Genomic DNA, 18,444 nt, shown 5'->3' with positions numbered 1-18,444 from the left:
AAGTTAACATTGTAAATGAATGAAATTCAACGAAGATTCAAGAGTCAAGATACCTACTATACTGCATTTGATACGTTTAGGGTATCAATATCTTTCTTTAAAAAATCAGGTATGGGATGTGTCAACCAATATTTTTACGGATATTTTTAAAGAAAATCTACTTCGTTTGAATCATGAACTTAATGAAGCAGAAGCCGATAAATTTTATGCGGAATTAGCGCTTACTTTAGAAAATGAAGATTTAGGAAAAGTTTTTTATGAAAAACTAATTGATCAATCAGGGATTCGATTAATAGATTTTGAGAATTTTGAAAATAATACTTTTCATGTTGTTACTGAATTGACGTATAAAAAAGACGAAGACGAGTTTCGTCCTGATATAGTACTTTTGATAAACGGATTGCCATTGGTTTTTATAGAGGTTAAAAAGCCAAATAATTTAGATGGGATTCAAGCAGAACATAAAAGGTTACAAACACGTTTTCAAAATAAAAAATTCCGACCTTTTATCAACTTAACGCAGTTTATGGTGTTCTCCAATAACATGGAATACGATGACCATGCATTGCAACCTTTACAAGGTGCTTTTTATTCGACAACTTCTTACTATAAGCCCATTTTCAATTATTTTAGAGAAGAAGAAACCTTTGATTTAGAATCGCTTTTATCTACGGTTGAAGACGATTTAGAAAACGTTGTTTTAAAGGATAATAATTTATTGAGTATAAAAAATTCTCCTGAGTTTTTAACGAATAAAAATCCTAAATCGCCAACGAACAGCATTTGTACGTCGTTATTTCAAAAAGAACGTTTGGCGTTTATTTTGCAATTTGGATTTGCTTACGTAAAAGATAACAAAGGATTGCAAAAGCACATTATGCGTTATCCGCAATTGTTTGCTACAAAAGCTATTGAGCAGAAATTAGAAGAAGGTGTAAAAAATGGCATTATTTGGCACACACAAGGAAGTGGTAAAACAGCTTTAACTTATTATAATGTCAAATATTTAACACGTTATTTTCAATCGAAGAAAGTAGTTCCAAAGTTCTATTTTATTGTAGATCGAATTGATTTACTCATTCAAGCAGGAAAAGAATTTAGAAGTAGAGGATTGGTGGTACACAATATCAATTCGCGTGAAGAGTTTGCAAAAGACATTAAAACCACTTCTGTTATTCATAACAGCTCAGGAAAACCTGAAATTACAGTTGTAAATATCCAAAAGTTTCAAGACGATCCTGATGTCGTTCAAAATACCGATTACAATTTAAATATTCAACGTGTGTATTTTTTAGACGAAGTACACCGCAGTTATAACCCTAAAGGTAGTTTCTTAGCAAATCTAAAAGAATCAGATGAGAATGCCATTAAAATTGGCTTAACAGGTACACCATTATTAGGAACGGATTACAATACAAGAAGTTTATTTGGTAGTTATATTCACAAATATTACTACAATTCTTCTATTGCCGATGGATATACTTTGCGTTTGATTCGTGAAGAAATTGAAACCAATTACCAATTAAAATTAAAAGAGGCTTTAGAGTCTATTGACATTTTAAAAGGGAATGCCGACAAAACGCTAGTATATGCGCATCATCGTTTTGTGGAACCCATGTTAGATTACATTGTGCAAGATTTTGAAAGAGCCAGAATTTCGTTTAATGATAATTCTATTGGCGGAATGGTGGTTTGTGATTCTTCCGATCAAGCTAAAATGATGTATGAAATTTTTGAAGCAAAATATCAAGTTCAAAAGCAATCTTTCAATATTGCTGCAGAAGATAAAACATCGTATGGAAACCAAAAATTAGAAGAGAGCAAAGTAAAATCGGCAGCGGTTATATTGCACGACATTGGTACAAAAGAAGAGCGAAAAGACCGGGTAGAAGATTTTAAAGATGGAAAGATTGATTTGTTGTTTGTGTACAATATGTTGCTCACTGGTTTTGATGCCCCACGATTGAAAAAACTATATGTGGGCAGAGTAATCAAAGCGCATAATTTATTACAGACCTTAACACGCGTAAATAGAACCTACAAAGATTTTCGTTATGGTTATGTAGTGGATTTTGCCGACATTCAAAAAGAGTTTGACAAAACCAATCGCGATTATTTTAATGAGTTGCAAGAAGAGTTAGGTGATGAAATGGTGCATTATTCTAATCTTTTTAAATCGGCTGAAGAAATTAAAGAAGAAATAAAGGAAATAAAAGACGTGTTGTTTCATTACGATACTTCAAATGCTGAAATCTTCCAACAACAAATTTCTCAAATTAGCAATAGAACAGACATGTTGAAGTTAACACGTGTTTTGAATAATGCGAAGAGTTTGTACAACTTAATCCGACTTTCTGGAAATTATGAATTATTGCAACAACTCGATTTTCATAAATTAACCATTTTATCGCGTGAAGCTAATAATCATTTGGCATTAATCAATACCAAAGAAGCTCTAGAGCAAAATGTAGATACCACCAATTTATTGAATGTAGCTTTAGAAGACGTTTTATTTGCCTTTGTGAAAATCAAAGAAGAAGAAATGGTTTTGGCTGATGAATTGAAAAACACGCTTCAAAAAACGAGAGAAATGCTTGGAGGTAATTTTGACCAAAAAGACCCGCATTTTGTTTCCTTGAAAGAAGAATTGGAACGCTTGTTTAAAAAGAAAAATTTAAGTGAAGTGACCAAAGAAGAAATGGAAGCGAATATCAAAGCACTTCAAGAAATTTATGATAAAGCCAAAGAATTAGAACGCAAAAATGCGTTACTTCGCGCCAAATATGATAATGATGAAAAATACGCTCGTTTGCACAAACGATTAATGGAAAAAGATCCGTTAACAGATAGTGAAAGTAAGCTGTTTGAAGCCTTGCAAGGATTGAAAAAGGAAATCGACAATCAAATCATGCAAAATGCAAAAGTATTAGAAAATGAAAGCTTTGCAGAAAAAATGATGATTCGTATTTTAATAGATCAATTCAAAAATAAAAATCATATTGCATTAGATGCCGCTACATCTAAACGCATCAATCATATGATTGTAAAAGAATATATGAACGAATTTTACGGAAGAGTGGCGTAATTATGTTACAAGGAGAAGGCTTTCATACTTATTTTGTCTATATACTCACTAATGTGAACAAAACGGTGTTATACATTGGTGTAACCAATAATTTGAAAGTGAGATTGGAACAACACGAAAAAGGTATTGCTGAAAAAACGAAGTCTTTTACAGCCCGATACAATGTAAAGTATTTGGTGTATTATGAAAAGTTTACCTGGATACAGGAGGCAATTGCTCGGGAAAAAGAATTAAAAGGTTGGAGAAGAGAGAAAAAGGACGCACTAATACGGAAAGTGAATCCAGACATGGCGTTTATTGCGTATTAAGAAAGATTATCAATGCATCCTGTTTGTCATTACGCTTTATTTGTCATTACGCTTTATTTGTCATTCCGTTGGGTTTGTCATTCCGACGAAGGAGGAATCCAGATGCTTCCTAGCGTCAGCATGACAAAGGAGAGCGCATGACAAGGGAGAGTGAAGGGCAAAGGAGAGAGATGCCTCGTTGACTTTCCCCTTGTTTGTCATTCCGACGAAGGAGGAACGTCCTGTTTGTCATTCCGACGAAGGAGGAATCCAGACGCCCTGTTTGTCTTTCCGACGAAGGAGGAAACTAGATGCTTCCTAGCGTCAGCAGGACAAAACAGAGTGAAGGACAAAGGAGAGGGATGCTTCCTAGCGCCAGCAGGACAATTCTGTGAGATGCCTCGTTGACTTTCCCCTTGTTTGTCATTCCGACGAAGGAGGAAACTAGATGCTTCCTAGCGTCAGCAGGACAAAAAAGAGTGAAGGGCAAAGGAGAGAGATGCCTCGTTACCTCGGCATGACAAGATTATGAAAAGAATAAAAAGAGAACAAAAAAAATAAAAAACAAAAAAACAATGACCACTAGTTTACAATTTGAAACGCAAACCAAAAACCTCATAGACGAACTAAAAAGCGTTTGTGCTAATTATGGTTTGGGAAATGACGGAAACGAATTTAAAATTATAACCCAAGTTTTTCTATATAAATTCTTGAACGACAAGTTTGTTCACGAAATTAAAGAACTAGAACCTACCATTGCCAATGCTGAAAAATGGGAAGATACACTTCGTAATTTAACGGAGGATGATTTAGAAATGCTAACACTTCAAATGAGTGAAAGCACGGCAAACATAAAACCCGAGCAGTTAATTTCAAGTTTATTTGAACGTCAAAACGAACCTAAATTTGCGGAACTTTTTGATACTACTTTGTTGGCTATTGCTGCTGCAAATAGTGAAATCTTCTCGGTAATGACAGAAGGTGGCGAGAAAATTGTATTGTTTGAAAACATTAGTAAATACGTTACCGATAAACGTGATGAGTTTTGCAAAGCCATCATTAACAAATTGGTGAACTTTAGTTTTGAGCATATTTTTCATGAAAAGTTTGATTTTTATGCGACTATTTTTGAATACTTAATTAAAGATTACAACACCAATAGCGGTGGAAAATATGCCGAATACTTTACCCCACATGCTGTAGCTAAAATTATGGCGCGTTGTTTAGTAACCGAAGAAGTACACAGTGTTACCTGTTACGATCCAAGTGCGGGTTCGGGGACTTTGTTAATGAATTTAGCCCATCAAATTGGAGAAGATAAATGTACGGTGTATTCGCAAGATATTTCGCAAAAATCGTCTAACTTGTTGCGTTTGAACTTGATTTTAAACAATTTGGTGCACTCGATACCGAATATTGTAAAAGGGAATACCATTTTAGATCCATATCACAAAGATAAAAACGGCCAATTGCAACAGTTTGATTACATCGTGAGTAATCCTCCTTTTAAATTGGATTTTTCAGATTACCGTGATGAGTTAGATACCAAAGAAAACCACGACCGCTTTTTTGCAGGCATACCTAATGTACCCAAAGCCAAAAAAGAAAGCATGGCGATTTATTTGCTGTTCTTGCAACACATTATGCACTCGTTGACTGATAACGGAAAAGCCGCTATTGTAGTGCCTACCGGTTTTATTACCGCACAAAGTGGTATTGATAAAAAAATACGCGAACAAATGGTAGCCCGTAAAATGTTGGCAGGTGTGGTAAGCATGCCAAGTAATATTTTTGCAACTACGGGTACCAACGTTTCCGTACTCTTTTTAGACAAACAAAACCAAGGCGATGTGGTATTGATAGATGCCTCTAAATTAGGCGTTACCATAAAAGAAGGCAAAAACCAAAAAACGGTATTGCAACCCGAAGAAGAAGAACACATTATTAAAACGTTTAACGATAAGGTAGCTGTTGACGATTTCTCGGTAGTAGTAAGTTATGACGACATTAAAGCGAAGAACTACAGTTTAAGTGCCGGGCAATATTTTGAAGTAAAAATTGAATATGTGGATATTACCGCTGATGAATTTACTAGTAAAATGAAAACCTTTGAAAGCAATTTAGAAAGCTTATTTAACAAAAGCAAAATTTTGGAAAATGAAATTCAAAATAATTTGAAGAGATTGATGTATGAGTAGAGTTATGATTGAAATGAATGAACTAATTGATGAAATTTCAATGGGGCCATTTGGTTCAGATATAAAGGTAGATAATTTTGTAGACAAAGGTGTTCCTGTTCTTAACGGCTCTAATGTTACTGGTGTGAGATTAACAGAGGAATCATTCAATTATGTTACTCTAGAAAAGGCCAAGTCATTAAAAAAAGCAAATGTCAAAAGAGGTGATATTGTTATTACACACCGAGGGACCCTAGGTCAAATTGCATTCATTCCAGAAAATTCATTATATGATAATTATGTAATATCCCAAAGTCAATTTAAAGTTACTTTAAAAGCTGACAAAGTAGATCCTGCATATTTTACATACTACTTTCATACGAATGAAGGTCAAAAAAGACTTCTTTCATTTAAAAATCATGTTGGAGTTCCAGCCTTAGCACAAGCTACAACAAATTTTAGAAAATTAGAATTTCCTTTAATTCCATTAGCTGAACAACAAAAAATCGCCAAAGTTCTTTCTGATTTAGATGCTAAAATTGAGTTAAACAACAAAATCAATATGGAGTTAGAAGCTATGGCTAAAACCTTTTATGATTATTGGTTTGTACAGTTTGATTTTCCAGATGCTAATGGAAAGCCATATAAGTCATCAGGTGGTAAAATGGTTTACAATGAAGAGTTGAAGAGGGAGATTCCTGTAGGGTGGGAGGTTAAAAGATTAATTGATATTGAAAATAATATTGTGACAGGAAAAACTCCTTCTACCGCAGTTGAAGAGTATTTTGGAGGTGAAATTCCTTTTGTAACAATTGATGACATTAGAAAACAGTTATATATATTTAATAGTGAAAGAACATTAACAAAACTTGGAGCAGATAGTCAGTCATCAAAATATCTTAGGCCTGGCGATATTTGTGTTTCATGTATTGGTACTATTGGTGTTATAGGGATAGTAGGTAAAGAATGTCAGACAAATCAACAAATTAATTCAATTTCAATAACTAAAGCTTATAATAGATATTTTTTATTAAATGCTTTAAAAAAATTCTTTGAATTTAACAGTTCAACAGCAAAACAAGGAGCTGTTTTAGTGAATATGAATAAAGGGGATTTTTCTGATATTAAAATTTTAGATTGTACTAAGGAATTAAAAGAAATTTATAACAAAGTAGTTTCGTCATTTTACAATCAAATCGAAAATAATCTAAAAGAAAACCAAGAACTCGCATCGTTACGCGATTGGTTACTGCCTATGTTGATGAATGGGCAGGTTACGGTGGGTGATGAGATCCTTCGACAGGCTCAGGATGACAAGTTAAGTATGGTTGCTGAGGATAAGGTTGCATATAAAAAGGGTTAGATATGAGTAATTTTTTGAATCAATCTCCTGAGAAATCTAAAAAGCTACATGAGCCCATTTATAAAAATGCTCAGAAGCTTAAAAAGGATGCTTTACTTATTGCAAATCAGAATAAATCCTATAGTACAGCTTCCTCATTGCTTATTTTAAGTTCAGAAGAAATTATTAAAGCTATGCTTGTTTTATTGCATAGTGAAGGTTATAGTGTTTATCGCATTAAAGATGCAAAAAAGTTTTTTAGCGACCATAAAATAAGACACGAACTGGCAAAAATGTTAGAGATAATCAATGGCTTTATCGAAAGTGGTTTAGAATATGAAAAAAATGAAAAATCGAAGTTGCAAAAATTTAAGAATGAAACATTCAATGAGGTTTTTAATTTATTGATTGATTTAAAAAATGCCGCTAAACCTTTCATAAAAACTGGGGTGAGAATTAAATTATTAGAACAATTTAATGAGAATAAAAACAAGGGCTTTTATACCGACTTTAGAGACTCGCTTTTAATTCCTAAAGACATTATAAATGAAACTATTTTTCTTGAATCAAAAGAATTAGTTGAAAGAATTTTTAAAACGTATAAAGTCTTAAAGATTATGTATCACCCTAAAGTGAATCAACACTTGAAAAATGAAAACATAACTAAATATAAAAATGACATTAGAGATGTTGTAAATGGATTAATTCAGGGTGTTGAAGAATTCAAAAAACTAAAGTAATTATGAGTGGATTTTAAAAAGTTTAAAAGAAGCAAAAAAATAATTTAACAAAAAACCATGAACTCGCATCGCTACGAAATTGGTTGTTGCCTATGTTGATGAATAGGCAGGTTATGGTAGATGATGAGATCCTTCGACAGGCTCAGGATGACAAGTTGGGTATTGTTGCGGAGGATCAAAAATAAAATGATTATGACATTACATGAAGCTATAGAGAAAGTATTAAGAGAGAATAATAATTTTTTGTCAGCTACAGAGATAGCTACAATTATTAATTCAAATAAATTCTACGTTAGAAAAGATCAAAAGGATTTAACTGCTGATCAAATCTTACTTAGAGTAAAAAACTATTCTTCTCTTTTTTTTAATATCAATGGGTATGTTTTATTACAAAAAGATGATAAATATAGAAGTTTAATTAGTTCCTATGATTATTTGTCAAATCTTCTGCGCGGATTTTTTTTAGCACATCAAATTCAATTTATTCTTGCTGTCCTCTATTTTTATAAAAGATTGATAGGTTTAAAATTGTATAGTCTTAATAAGAGAAATTGGATTTTAAATGACCATTTATTTTTAAAAAATGATTTTAATCTACATAGTTTTAATTACAAAATAAAAGATTATAATTTTGACAATTTAAATGATTTATATATTCAAAGATATGCTACAAATGGACTTGGCTTATCATACGGATATCTAATTCTAATTGATGCTCAAAAAAAAATGACATTTATACAAACGAGCAAACATCTACCCAATATATTTAGAAATGACAAAAAGCATCTTCTAGAAAGTGACTCTATTATTTATAATGAAAATGGTAGATCAATATTAAAGAAATATTATCAATGGAATAAAGACACATTATTACTAGTAAAATAAAAAACCCAAATTACTTAAACGTTATTTGGGTTTTTTTAGCTTAGAAAACAAAATGACTATTTATTCTCTTTTTCTGTAAGTTTAGCACTCATCTCTAAAGAAATAGCTGATTTTTCCATTTTAATCTTTCCTGCCATAGTTTCTATAACTACAGTATTTTCAGCTAATTCAGCAACTTTTCCATGAATACCCGCTTTAGTAATTACTTTATCACCAACTTTTAAAGAGGCTTCAAATGCTTTTTCTTTTTTTGCTCTTTGTTGTTGCGGACGTATCATAAAAAAGTAAAATATCACTATTATTAGTAATATGTTTGCAATCATTCCGTATTCCATATCAATAGTTTAAGTTTATTTAGAAATTCCACTTCCCTCTTTTGGAAGTACATTAGCTTTAATCGTAAAGTTTTCTTTACCTATTTCAGTATTTGTGGTTAAAGTAACCGTTTTACTTTGTTGCCCTGATTTATTAGTAGAATCAAAACTAACTTTTATTGGTGCAGATGCTCCAGGCTTAATTGGTTCTTTTGGAGGATTTGGCACTGTGCAACCACAGCTTCCCACAGCATCCAATATAACTAAATCAGCTTCACCTATATTTTTAACTATAAATTCAGTTTCGACTTTTTCTCCTGATTTTATCGTTCCAAAATCATGCTCTAATTTATTGAATTGAATTTTAGGGTATTTCCCATCAACTGGTTTCGTAGTTTGCACTGATTGTGCATCTGTTACGGTAGCTGCATTATTTGCAGGAGTTGTAGCTACTGCTTCCGATTCGAAAGTTTTCATATCTTCTTCAGTAATTTTTGCAGAACCATTATCTTTACATGCTAATGCAGAAAAAAGTAAGGACACCATTAATAGGTTTGCTGTTTTTTTTAACATAACTAAATTTTTATTTGTTTATAATAATCCTCTTCCCGCTTTATTTAAGCGGTTTTCTTTTTCAAAATCTTTAACTAAATTATCTAATATTCCATTGATAAAAATACTACTTTTTGGAGTAGAATATTCTTTTGCAATTTCTAAATATTCGTTAATTGTTACTTTTGCTGGTATAGATGGGAATTTTAACAATTCACAAATGGCCATTTTAAGAATAATTGTATCTATTTCGGCTATTCGTTCAGTATCCCAATTAGGCGTTTTATCAATATATTCTTTAGACAATTCCACTTCGTTAAGAACTGTTTTTCTAAATAAATTTTTAACATACTCCTTATCGTCTAAATCTTTGTACAATTTAGATACATTAAAATCTTCATCCGTAACTCTAACTTGCTTCAATTGTTTTAAAATCAAAGTATTAACTGCAGGTAAATCATCTAGCCAAGTTAGCTTGTGCTCTTCTAAATAGTCGTATAATTTATCATTAGGAGCTATAACCTCTGTGAATAAAGAAGCGATAAATTCTTTATCAGTATTAAAATCATCATTTATAGTATCATTTTTCATATAATTACTATAAATTTCACTTTCTTTTATGGCTTCTAACAAAAATAAAATAATATCATCGTTACGTTTCCAATTAGTGATACTTCTATCATCTAGAATAGTATTTAAAGAATCACTATTACCTAGCAATTTTAAAATTTTATTATTTACAAATTTTTTGTTGGGATTTCGCTCTTCTTTAGTTGCTAAATATTTTTTTGAAGCTAATTCTAAATATTCCTCTTCTTTTTCGCGTATTTCTATTAATGCTGAGAGTATTAATAAATATAAATCATGCATATTTTCAATGCTTTGAAACAAGAATTTCTCCTCTTTGTCCAAGTTTTCAGCTTGGTGTTGATGCATGGCATAAATACTCTGCATTACTTTTACACGTATATGTCTTCTACTTAACATCCTATTATAAGAACTTTTAAAAATTAAGAAAGCGAAAGAAACTCTTTCGCTTTGCAAAAATACAATATTATTTAAATATTATTTACTCTGTAACTCTTTTTTTCTGTCATCAATTCTTTGTTGAGCAATTGAAAGAGCGGCTTGATGTGTTGTGATATTGTTTTTAGCCGAAAAATCAAATATTTCAAGTGCAGTATTATAGATATTTTCTGTTTTTTCCATTACTTGAGCTTTTGTAAGGTGAGCCAATTCAGAATATACATTGATTACTCCACCAGCATTTATTAAGAAATCTGGAGCATATAATATTCCTTTTTCTTTTAAAATTTGACCGTGTTTTACTTCATTAGCTAATTGATTATTTGCCGCACCTGCAATAATTTTAGCTTTTAATTTTACAATAGTATCATCGTTTATGGTTGCACCTAAAGCACAAGGAGCGTAAATATCAACATCTGAACCATATAGATCCTCTCCTGAAAATATTTTAGCACCATATTTCGAACCTACTTCATGTAATCTATCTTCATTAATATCAGATATTGTTACAATTGCACCCGATTTTGTAAGGTGATCAACCAAAACTTCTCCTACATGACCAATTCCTTGTACTAACACTTTTTTACCTTCTAAGTTATCTGAACCAAACTGGTATTTTGCTGCTGCTTTCATTCCCATAAAAACACCATAAGCAGTAATTGGCGAAGGATTACCTGATCCTCCTTTACTTTCAGATATACCTGATACATATTGAGTTACTTCTCTTACTGTATCCATATCTTTCGTTTCCATCCCTACATCTTCAGCAGTAATGTATTTTCCAGATAATGAATCTACAAATTGACCAAAACGTCTCATTAATTCTGGTGTTTTTTGTGTCTTAGCATCTCCTATGATTACTGCTTTACCACCTCCTAAATTTAAACCTGAAATAGAGTTTTTAAACGTCATACCACGTGATAAACGCAAAACATCATTTAAAGCTTCCCATTCGTTTGTATAATTCCACATTCTTGTTCCACCTAAAGCAGGTCCTAAAACTGTGTTATGTATACCAATAATTGCTTTTAATCCTGTATCTTTGTCATGGCAAAAAACAACTTGCTCATGTCCGTCAAATGAAACTTGACCAAAAACTGGATCAATTTTATGTAGCTCGTTTGCTTGTAATAGTTCTGTTGACATATAATTTAAGTGTTGAAAATTATTCAATAATTAAACACAATATTACGGATAATTTTAAAATATTTCAATATTTTAAAATATTTTTACAGATATGATAATTTTATTGCCGATTTTTAATTTTTATTTTATCAACTATAATTCATAATTTTTTAGCTTTTTAACAAAAAAAACTTCACTCAGAAATCATATATGAAAGAATTACAATATTTAAATAAATATTTCATAAAATACAAATACCGTTTTTTACTAGGAATAATAATTACTATAGCTGCACAAATTTTTAAATTATTTGTACCTAAATTTTTTGGAGATTCGCTTAGAGCTATTGAAAATAGTGCTATTTCAAAAGAAGAAGCTTATAGCATTTTAGTTGACAACTTCATTTACACTCTTTTAGCAGCTTTAATAGGAGGTTTCTTAACATTTTTGATGAGACAAACCTTAATTGTAATGTCGAGACACATTGAATTTGATTTAAAAAATGAAATTTATAATCATTATCAAGTTTTAAGTCAGAAATTTTACAAGCAAAATAGAACAGGAGATTTGATGAACAGAATAAGTGAAGATGTGAGCAAAGTGAGAATGTATGTTGGCCCATCAGTGATGTACTCTGTTAACACTCTTATTGTTTTTATAGTTGTTATCATACAAATGGCCTTGATTTCCCCTACATTAACCTTATACTCTCTAATACCTTTACCTTTGCTTTCCTACGGGGTCTTTAAAATAAGTTCGCAGATAAATGTAAAAAGTGGTTTATTTCAACAAAACTTATCATCCTTATCTTCTTTTGCTCAGGAAATGTTTTCTGGAATAAGAGTTATCAAAGCATATTCCATAGAAAATCAAAAAATAGATGAATTTTCCAGTCTTACCAAGGATAGCAATGAAAAAGCCATGAGTTTAGCCAAAACTAACTCATTATTTGGTCCATTGATGATTTTACTCATTGGATTAAGCAATTTAGTTGTTATTTATGTAGGAGGTATGATGTATATCAATGGAACGATTCCAGATATAGGTGTAATTGCCCAGTTTATTTTATACATTAACATGCTTACTTGGCCTGTAGCATCATTAGGATGGGTTTCTTCTCTAGTTCAAGAAGCTGAAGCTTCACAAAAAAGGATAAACGAATTCTTAAAAACCAAACCAGAAATTTTCAATCAAGTTGAAACACACTCAACTATTGAAGGAAATATTCGCTTTGAAAATGTATCATTCATTTATGACGATACCAATATACAAGCTTTAGAAAATATAAGTTTTACGGTACAATCTGGACAAACCTTAGCTATTCTTGGAAAAACGGGATCAGGCAAATCTACCTTATTATCATTATTAAGTCGTTTATATGACGTTACTTCGGGTACAATTTTCATAGATAATCACCCTATCAAACAAGTCAACCTAAATGATTTAAGAAATAACATTGGAGTCGTACCACAAGATGCTTTTCTTTTTTCTGACACCATAAAAAACAATATCAAGTTTGGAAACGAAAATGCTACCGACGAGCAAGTAATTGAAGCAGCAAAAAAAGCCTATGTACATCATAATATTGAAGGTTTTACTAACCAATATGAAACCATTTTAGGAGAAAGAGGCATAACTTTATCAGGCGGTCAAAAACAACGTGTTTCCATTGCTAGAGCTATTATTAAAAACGCGCCTATTTTATTATTAGACGATTGTTTAAGTGCTGTAGACACTGAAACTGAAGAAACTATACTTAACAACTTAATGGATTTTTGCAAAAATAAGACCACCCTATTAGTAAGTCACAGAGTTTCTTCAGCCAAAAATGCTGATTTTATCATTATTTTAGAAGACGGAAAAATCATTCAACAAGGTTCTCATAATCAATTAATAAATCAAGAGGGTTATTATAAAGATTTATATAACAAACAACTATCTGAAAAAGAAATTGTCTAAAATATTGCTTTATACATTTTTTTTTTAGACTTTTGGAAAACATAAAACTAAAAATTGACAGTTTGGATTATGAGAGAAAATGAAATGTTAGAAAAAGAAGATATTTTTTCTAAAGTATTAAGAGCTGGAAGAAGAACATATTTCTTCGATGTAAGAGCTACTAAAGCTGATGATTATTACATTACCATTACTGAAAGTAAAAAATTTACAGAAGAGGATGGTTCGTACCACTTTAAAAAACATAAAATCTATTTATATAAAGAAGATTTTGTTGCTTTTAAAGAGATTTTAGACGAAATGACAGACTTTGTTGTATCACAAAAAGGAGAAGAAGTAATTTCTGAAAGACACCAAAAAGATTTCAAAAAAGAAATGTATTCAGAAGCAACATCTGAAACTTCATCTACAGACAATTTCACCAATATAGATTTTGATGATATTTAATCATTTTCTTTAGAAAAAAATAAAGTCCGTTAATTCGGACTTTTTTTATGCCATTCTTAAACCATTAGGAACAGGAAAATCGGGAGATAATAAAACTACATCGTTAACATCACCCACTAGACCTAATACCAAACATTCGCTCATAAACTTACCTATTTGTTTCTTTGGAAAATTAATTACAGCTATAATCTGTTTTCCTATTAACTCTTCCTTTTTATATCGAGCGGTAATTTGTGCAGAAGATTTTCTAATCCCTATCTGTTTACCAAAATCTATTTGTAACTGATAAGCAGGCTTTTTAGCTTCAGGAAAATTATTAACCTCAACAATTGTTCCTACATGAATTGCTACTTTTTCAAAATCACTCCAAGAAATTAAATTATCTTCCATTAAATAAAGAATATATAACCCAAGCAGGGCCAATTAATAAAAATTGTAAATCTTTTAAAAAAGAAGGTTTTTTCCCTTCTATTTTATGCCCGTAAAACTGACCAATCCATGCCAACGCAAAGATAGCAATAGAAAACCAAAACAAAGGTACTTTCTGAGCAATTAAATAATTTCCTACTAAACAAAATGTGGCAAATAAAGTCATTTGAATACCCATTTTAACTGACAATCTATAATAAAAGAACAACACCAATAGTAATATTAAAAAAGCCCAATTGGCAACTACGGGATGCAAGTCAGTGATAGATAATAAAAAATCATTTGGGATACTTAACACTAATCCAACTACAGAAAAAAAGATAGTTGGCACACAGATATAATGAATTTTTTTATTCGTTTGATTTTGATGACTTGTACCATATTCTTTGAACCAATCAGCTAATGTTTTCATGCTTTATTGTTTAACATATAAAACTAAGTAATTTGTAACAATTTTTCAAATCTTGCGTATAATAATTATAGAAAAACGATTTTCAAAATCAAATCAAATTTCAAAGGCAATGGCACAAACACCTTCTAACATGCTTTCTCTTGGCACAAAAGCAACTGATTTTTCATTACCCGCAGCCAATTTTAATTCTCATTTTACATTTTCAGACTGTAAAGGACATAAAGGAACTCTAGTTATTTTTATTTGTAATCATTGCCCATTTGTTTTACATGTAATTGATGAAATTGTAATGATTGCAAATGACTATAGAGTACAAGGCATAGGTATCGTTGCTATTTCTAGTAATGATATTATAAAATACCCACAAGATAGCCCTGAAAAAATGGCCGATTTTGCCTTAGAAAATAAAATTGATTTTCCCTACTTGTTTGATGAAAGCCAAGAAATAGCCAAAAAATATGATGCCGCTTGCACTCCTGATTTTTATCTTTTTGATGCTATGGATCGTTTAATTTACAGAGGTCAACTCGATGATTCTCGACCTGGGAACGGAATTCCCGTAAGTGGTAGCGATTTAAGAAATGCGATCGACAGTATTATTTACAATAGACATTTAAATGAAATACAAAAACCGAGTATCGGATGTGGAATAAAATGGAAGTAGTATGATTAGGTTAACTGTATTTTGCTAGGAATTTACATTAATCTCTTTTCAAAAGATAAAACGATAAAATTATAAACCCTAACTAAATATTTATTTAATTAACAAATAGCTTTTATATTCTGCAATAATTTTATATTTTTCTTCATCACTTAAACCAAAGCCTAAATTTGTTGTAAATTCAAAACTTCTTTCAGGATTCAATTGTAAAACATAATCCATAAAATAATCCCTTAATGAAATTGTATAACCCAAACATCCAGATTGATAAGCAACAATATCTTCATCATTTAAAATTTTTAAAATTAAGTCATATTTTTTAAAATATAATTTATTTCGTAACAAACCTTCATAAGCTATAGCCTTAATTGTCCCATCAGGATATAAACTAAGTTTTTCAAGTTCTTTTATAGTTGCATATTTCATTATCCAATTTCTTCTTTCTACCTCAAAAGAAAAATCAGAACCATTTTCTCCAACACCACTTGTTATAGAATTTGTCCTATATAAACTAATTGAATCTTTAAGATTTTCACGAATACCTTCCCAATTATAACTCCATGATTTCTCATAAGAAAAAGAAATAAGGAAGATTGTTAGCAATAATAATATTGGAACAGAAAGATAAAAATATAAAAAGCTTTTTTTCCTTATTTTTCTTATTTTCATTACATTATTTAAAACCATTTCCCAGTATTTATTGGCTTTTTCAACATTTTTTTAACCGTATCCAAAGATTCACCAGAACCAAATTTACGTTTATAGTTGGTTGTATCTTTTAATTTTTTAGAAGTAATTTCTTTTTGCAGTTCTTCATTTATTTTTTTAGCAGCCCAAATTGTTTTTCGTTCTTCCATTTTTTGTTTAAGTTGACGGCTTACTTTACTAGTATGCGCCACTTCAATTGCTTTTTCAAAAACAACCTCAATAGAATCATCAATTTGTATTGAAATTAATTCAGCTTTTTCTTCATCATTTAATAATTTTAAACTTTCTGCAATCTGGATTCTATTTTTATAATGCCCCTTTTTAGCAATAATTTTCAATATTTTTATCTTTCTGTTTTTAACAAAATACTGAATCCATTTTTTCGGAAAATTAATATAAAAGAAGAAATATAAAACATTTAAAATCATAAAATCACATACTTTACAAGACTATAAATGAAATGATTAAATTAAAAATAAAAACTACTTTTTTTCCAAAATTACCTCAACCGGATTATTTGTTCTTTTACCAAACATCTTAGCTTTTTCATTTTCAGAAGAACATAATATATACAAATTAAAACTTTGTAAAGAAATAGTTTGCGTTTTATAAATACCTTTTGAGTCTTCTATTTTAATGCTAAAGTTTTCAGCGGGAAAAGTATTGGCAACTGAAATAAAATAATTGTCCTTTGCATAAGGAAAAAAATAACGTTCTTTTTCTCCTTCTTTGTTAACCAAATAATTTTTAGTAAAAATCAATGGTTCATTCCCTTTATTCCAACTATACATATTATTTATGTTGATTACTTCTTTTCCGTTTTCATTAACAATTGTAATTTTTAAATCTTTAGCATTTTCAAGGACACCATTTTCATGTGCATTTACTACAATATAAGAAGTAAAATCATAACCACAATGTTGAATTTGGCTAAAAACAAAAATAGAGTAAAGAAGAAAGAGAATAGAAAAAAGATATTTCATAGTAAAAAAAGAGCTCGTTATTTACTATAAAATAAGCAAAAAACGAGCCAAAAAAGTTTATTTATTCATTACTAAATAATTATAGACTAATTCACGTTGCTCATCTGTAATTCTGGCCTTTTTTTGCATTCTTAAAACAATAGGCTCCCATTGTTCTTTTGTATATTTATCTGCACTAAATAAGGCATGGCATTTACCGCAATTGTTTTCATACAACAATTTACCTTGCGCATGTTCTGGTGAAAGCTCAGTTTGTTTTTTTTCTACTACTTCAATTGTTTCTACCGTTTTTTTGCTTGAAGAACAAGCTACTAAAAAAACACCGAGAATGAATCCTGTAATTATTTTTATCTTCATAATTTAAATTAGTTTTGGGTAAAAATACAAAAACGAAGAAAATATAATTTCTCTTATGACGATTTTTTCAAAACATATTTAATGTAAAAACAACTTTCTATTCATCTTTAAAGTGGTTATCCAAAAAATCATACACCCTATCAAAGTGCTTCAAAGGCTCTGTATGACCTCCTACAACAGGAATATGTTTGTAATATTTTTTATAATTCTTCTCATTTAATCTTTTCACAATAGCTTCGCTCATTGCAGTAGAAGGCCATTCTTCATCTTTAGTTGCAGAAATAAGTAAAACATTAGCATTCATTTTTTCAACAGGAATTTCTGCCTTTTTTACTTGATCTTCATCATTTAACATCAATTGGAAAGCGGTAAAACGATCCCCTTTTAACAATGCTGGAATAGTTGAATAAGGAGGTAAAATAAATGGAATTTCTTTATTGTTATAAGTCCAGGAAGATGTATTACTCATGATTGTTAATCCTGCAAAACTTACATTACTAGCCACGATAGCCACTACAGCATCAATTTCGGGATATAAACTAGCTAAATTCAAAACTAATTCACCCCCTTTTGACCCACCAACAATCGCTATTTTGTTTGCTTGAATTTTAGGATGTCTTGAAGCTTTGATAATCGAATCATAAATTGCATTTAGAGAAATTCGATCTAAATTAGAAGCAGTTGTTTTACCTCCAAAATATTCAACAGCTAAAAAAGCATATCCTCTTTTTAAAAACTCTTCTCTAGTCGGTTTCCAATAATTACTTTCCCATGGATTACCTCCTTCTGAACCTCCAAAACCCACTATTAAAGGTTGGTTTTCCGACTTACCAACATATAGTGTACATCTTATTTTACCATGATTTTTATCTAGTGCTGGTTTATAATTTTCTAAAAAAACATAAATCCCGAACACAAGAAATACAAGCATTACTGCTATTTTTAAAAGTTTTTTCAT

General features: G+C 30.5%; 20 protein-coding genes. 9 read left to right on the top strand and 11 right to left on the bottom strand.

Translation table 11 applies throughout. The annotated features are described in order from the left end of the window. The first annotated feature begins 19 nt into the window (after positions 1–19). The 6 genes from HALO113_RS00995 to HALO113_RS00970 all read left to right on the top strand — a co-directional run bounded on the left by HALO113_RS00995 (position 20) and on the right by HALO113_RS00970 (position 8,516). A complete protein-coding gene (locus HALO113_RS00995) occupies positions 20–3,085 on the top strand; it encodes a type I restriction endonuclease subunit R (RefSeq protein WP_159777246.1) in 3,066 nt (1,021 codons plus the stop codon). Between the two features lie 2 nt (positions 3,086–3,087). Further along, complete coding sequence (locus HALO113_RS00990) at positions 3,088–3,393, top strand: GIY-YIG nuclease family protein (protein ID WP_159777245.1); 306 nt, start codon at positions 3,088–3,090, stop codon at positions 3,391–3,393. Positions 3,394–3,947: 554 nt separating this feature from the next. Continuing rightward, complete coding sequence (locus HALO113_RS00985) at positions 3,948–5,570, top strand: class I SAM-dependent DNA methyltransferase (protein ID WP_159777244.1); 1,623 nt, start codon at positions 3,948–3,950, stop codon at positions 5,568–5,570. Continuing rightward, the gene (locus HALO113_RS00980) at positions 5,563–6,912 is read left to right on the top strand and encodes a restriction endonuclease subunit S (protein WP_159777243.1); all 1,350 of its coding nucleotides are present in this window, start codon (positions 5,563–5,565) and stop codon (positions 6,910–6,912) included. Before HALO113_RS00985 ends, HALO113_RS00980 begins: the two co-directional genes overlap by 8 nt. Positions 6,913–6,914: 2 nt before the next feature. Beyond that, the gene (locus tag HALO113_RS00975; protein WP_159777242.1) at positions 6,915–7,631 is read left to right on the top strand and encodes an AbiV family abortive infection protein; all 717 of its coding nucleotides are present in this window, start codon (positions 6,915–6,917) and stop codon (positions 7,629–7,631) included. 192 nt (positions 7,632–7,823) lie between these two features. Then, entirely contained in the window at positions 7,824–8,516 is a 693-nt protein-coding gene (locus HALO113_RS00970) for a hypothetical protein (protein ID WP_159777241.1), read from the top strand. A 56-nt stretch (positions 8,517–8,572) separates the two neighbouring features. Here HALO113_RS00970 and yajC read toward each other — a convergent pair whose 3' ends face one another. The 4 genes from yajC to HALO113_RS00950 form a co-directional block, all read right to left on the bottom strand. Continuing rightward, a complete protein-coding gene (gene yajC, locus HALO113_RS00965) occupies positions 8,573–8,851 on the bottom strand; it encodes a preprotein translocase subunit YajC (protein WP_159777240.1) in 279 nt (92 codons plus the stop codon). A gap of 15 nt (positions 8,852–8,866) precedes the next feature. Further along, positions 8,867–9,403, bottom strand: a complete 537-nt coding sequence (locus HALO113_RS00960; RefSeq protein WP_159777239.1) for a DUF1573 domain-containing protein — start codon at positions 9,401–9,403, stop codon at positions 8,867–8,869. 18 nt (positions 9,404–9,421) lie between these two features. Then, the gene (nusB, locus tag HALO113_RS00955) at positions 9,422–10,369 is read right to left on the bottom strand and encodes a transcription antitermination factor NusB (RefSeq protein ID WP_201297543.1); all 948 of its coding nucleotides are present in this window, start codon (positions 10,367–10,369) and stop codon (positions 9,422–9,424) included. A 78-nt stretch (positions 10,370–10,447) separates the two neighbouring features. After that, the gene (locus HALO113_RS00950; protein WP_159777238.1) at positions 10,448–11,554 is read right to left on the bottom strand and encodes a Glu/Leu/Phe/Val dehydrogenase dimerization domain-containing protein; all 1,107 of its coding nucleotides are present in this window, start codon (positions 11,552–11,554) and stop codon (positions 10,448–10,450) included. A 189-nt stretch (positions 11,555–11,743) separates the two neighbouring features. On the opposite strand from HALO113_RS00950, the gene HALO113_RS00945 reads away from it, so the two are divergent. Both HALO113_RS00945 and HALO113_RS00940 read left to right on the top strand, forming a co-directional pair. Beyond that, positions 11,744–13,492 (top strand): ABC transporter ATP-binding protein, encoded by a 1,749-nt coding sequence (locus HALO113_RS00945; protein ID WP_159777237.1) that lies wholly within the window; start codon positions 11,744–11,746, stop codon positions 13,490–13,492. 69 nt (positions 13,493–13,561) lie between these two features. Next, on the top strand, positions 13,562–13,936 hold the full coding sequence (locus HALO113_RS00940) for a PUR family DNA/RNA-binding protein (RefSeq protein WP_159777236.1): 375 nt from the start codon (positions 13,562–13,564) through the stop codon (positions 13,934–13,936). A gap of 45 nt (positions 13,937–13,981) precedes the next feature. Here the strand turns inward: HALO113_RS00940 and HALO113_RS00935 are convergent, their stop codons facing one another. Then, entirely contained in the window at positions 13,982–14,326 is a 345-nt protein-coding gene (locus HALO113_RS00935; RefSeq protein WP_159777235.1) for a tRNA-binding protein, read from the bottom strand. Next, entirely contained in the window at positions 14,316–14,777 is a 462-nt protein-coding gene (locus tag HALO113_RS00930) for a DUF962 domain-containing protein (RefSeq protein ID WP_159777234.1), read from the bottom strand. Before HALO113_RS00930 ends, HALO113_RS00935 begins: the two co-directional genes overlap by 11 nt. 109 nt (positions 14,778–14,886) lie before the next feature. Between HALO113_RS00930 and HALO113_RS00925 the strand changes: the two genes are divergently transcribed. After that, positions 14,887–15,441 (top strand): thioredoxin family protein, encoded by a 555-nt coding sequence (locus HALO113_RS00925; RefSeq protein ID WP_159777233.1) that lies wholly within the window; start codon positions 14,887–14,889, stop codon positions 15,439–15,441. 90 nt (positions 15,442–15,531) lie between these two features. On the opposite strand, the gene HALO113_RS00920 is transcribed toward HALO113_RS00925, so the two are convergent. The 5 genes from HALO113_RS00920 to HALO113_RS00900 all read right to left on the bottom strand — a co-directional run bounded on the left by HALO113_RS00920 (position 15,532) and on the right by HALO113_RS00900 (position 18,444). Next, a complete protein-coding gene (locus tag HALO113_RS00920; RefSeq protein WP_236554557.1) occupies positions 15,532–16,041 on the bottom strand; it encodes a hypothetical protein in 510 nt (169 codons plus the stop codon). Positions 16,042–16,115: 74 nt separating this feature from the next. Continuing rightward, positions 16,116–16,484: a hypothetical protein gene (locus HALO113_RS00915; RefSeq protein ID WP_159777231.1), complete on the bottom strand. Its 369-nt coding sequence runs from the start codon at positions 16,482–16,484 to the stop codon at positions 16,116–16,118. Between the two features lie 144 nt (positions 16,485–16,628). After that, on the bottom strand, positions 16,629–17,129 hold the full coding sequence (locus tag HALO113_RS00910) for a hypothetical protein (protein ID WP_159777230.1): 501 nt from the start codon (positions 17,127–17,129) through the stop codon (positions 16,629–16,631). A 57-nt stretch (positions 17,130–17,186) separates the two neighbouring features. Beyond that, positions 17,187–17,486, bottom strand: coding sequence for a cytochrome c (locus HALO113_RS00905; protein ID WP_159777229.1), 300 nt, complete (start codon positions 17,484–17,486; stop codon positions 17,187–17,189). Positions 17,487–17,583: 97 nt separating this feature from the next. Further along, positions 17,584–18,444 carry an acyl-CoA thioester hydrolase/BAAT C-terminal domain-containing protein gene (locus tag HALO113_RS00900; protein WP_159777228.1) on the bottom strand — a complete coding sequence of 287 codons (861 nt, stop codon included), beginning with the start codon at positions 18,442–18,444 and terminating at the stop codon, positions 17,584–17,586.

The sequence above is a fragment of the Flavobacterium sp. 9AF genome, assembly GCF_902506265.1.
Taxonomy (GTDB): Bacteria; Bacteroidota; Bacteroidia; order Flavobacteriales; family Flavobacteriaceae; genus Flavobacterium.
This window is presented reverse-complemented; position numbering and strand designations above follow the sequence as displayed.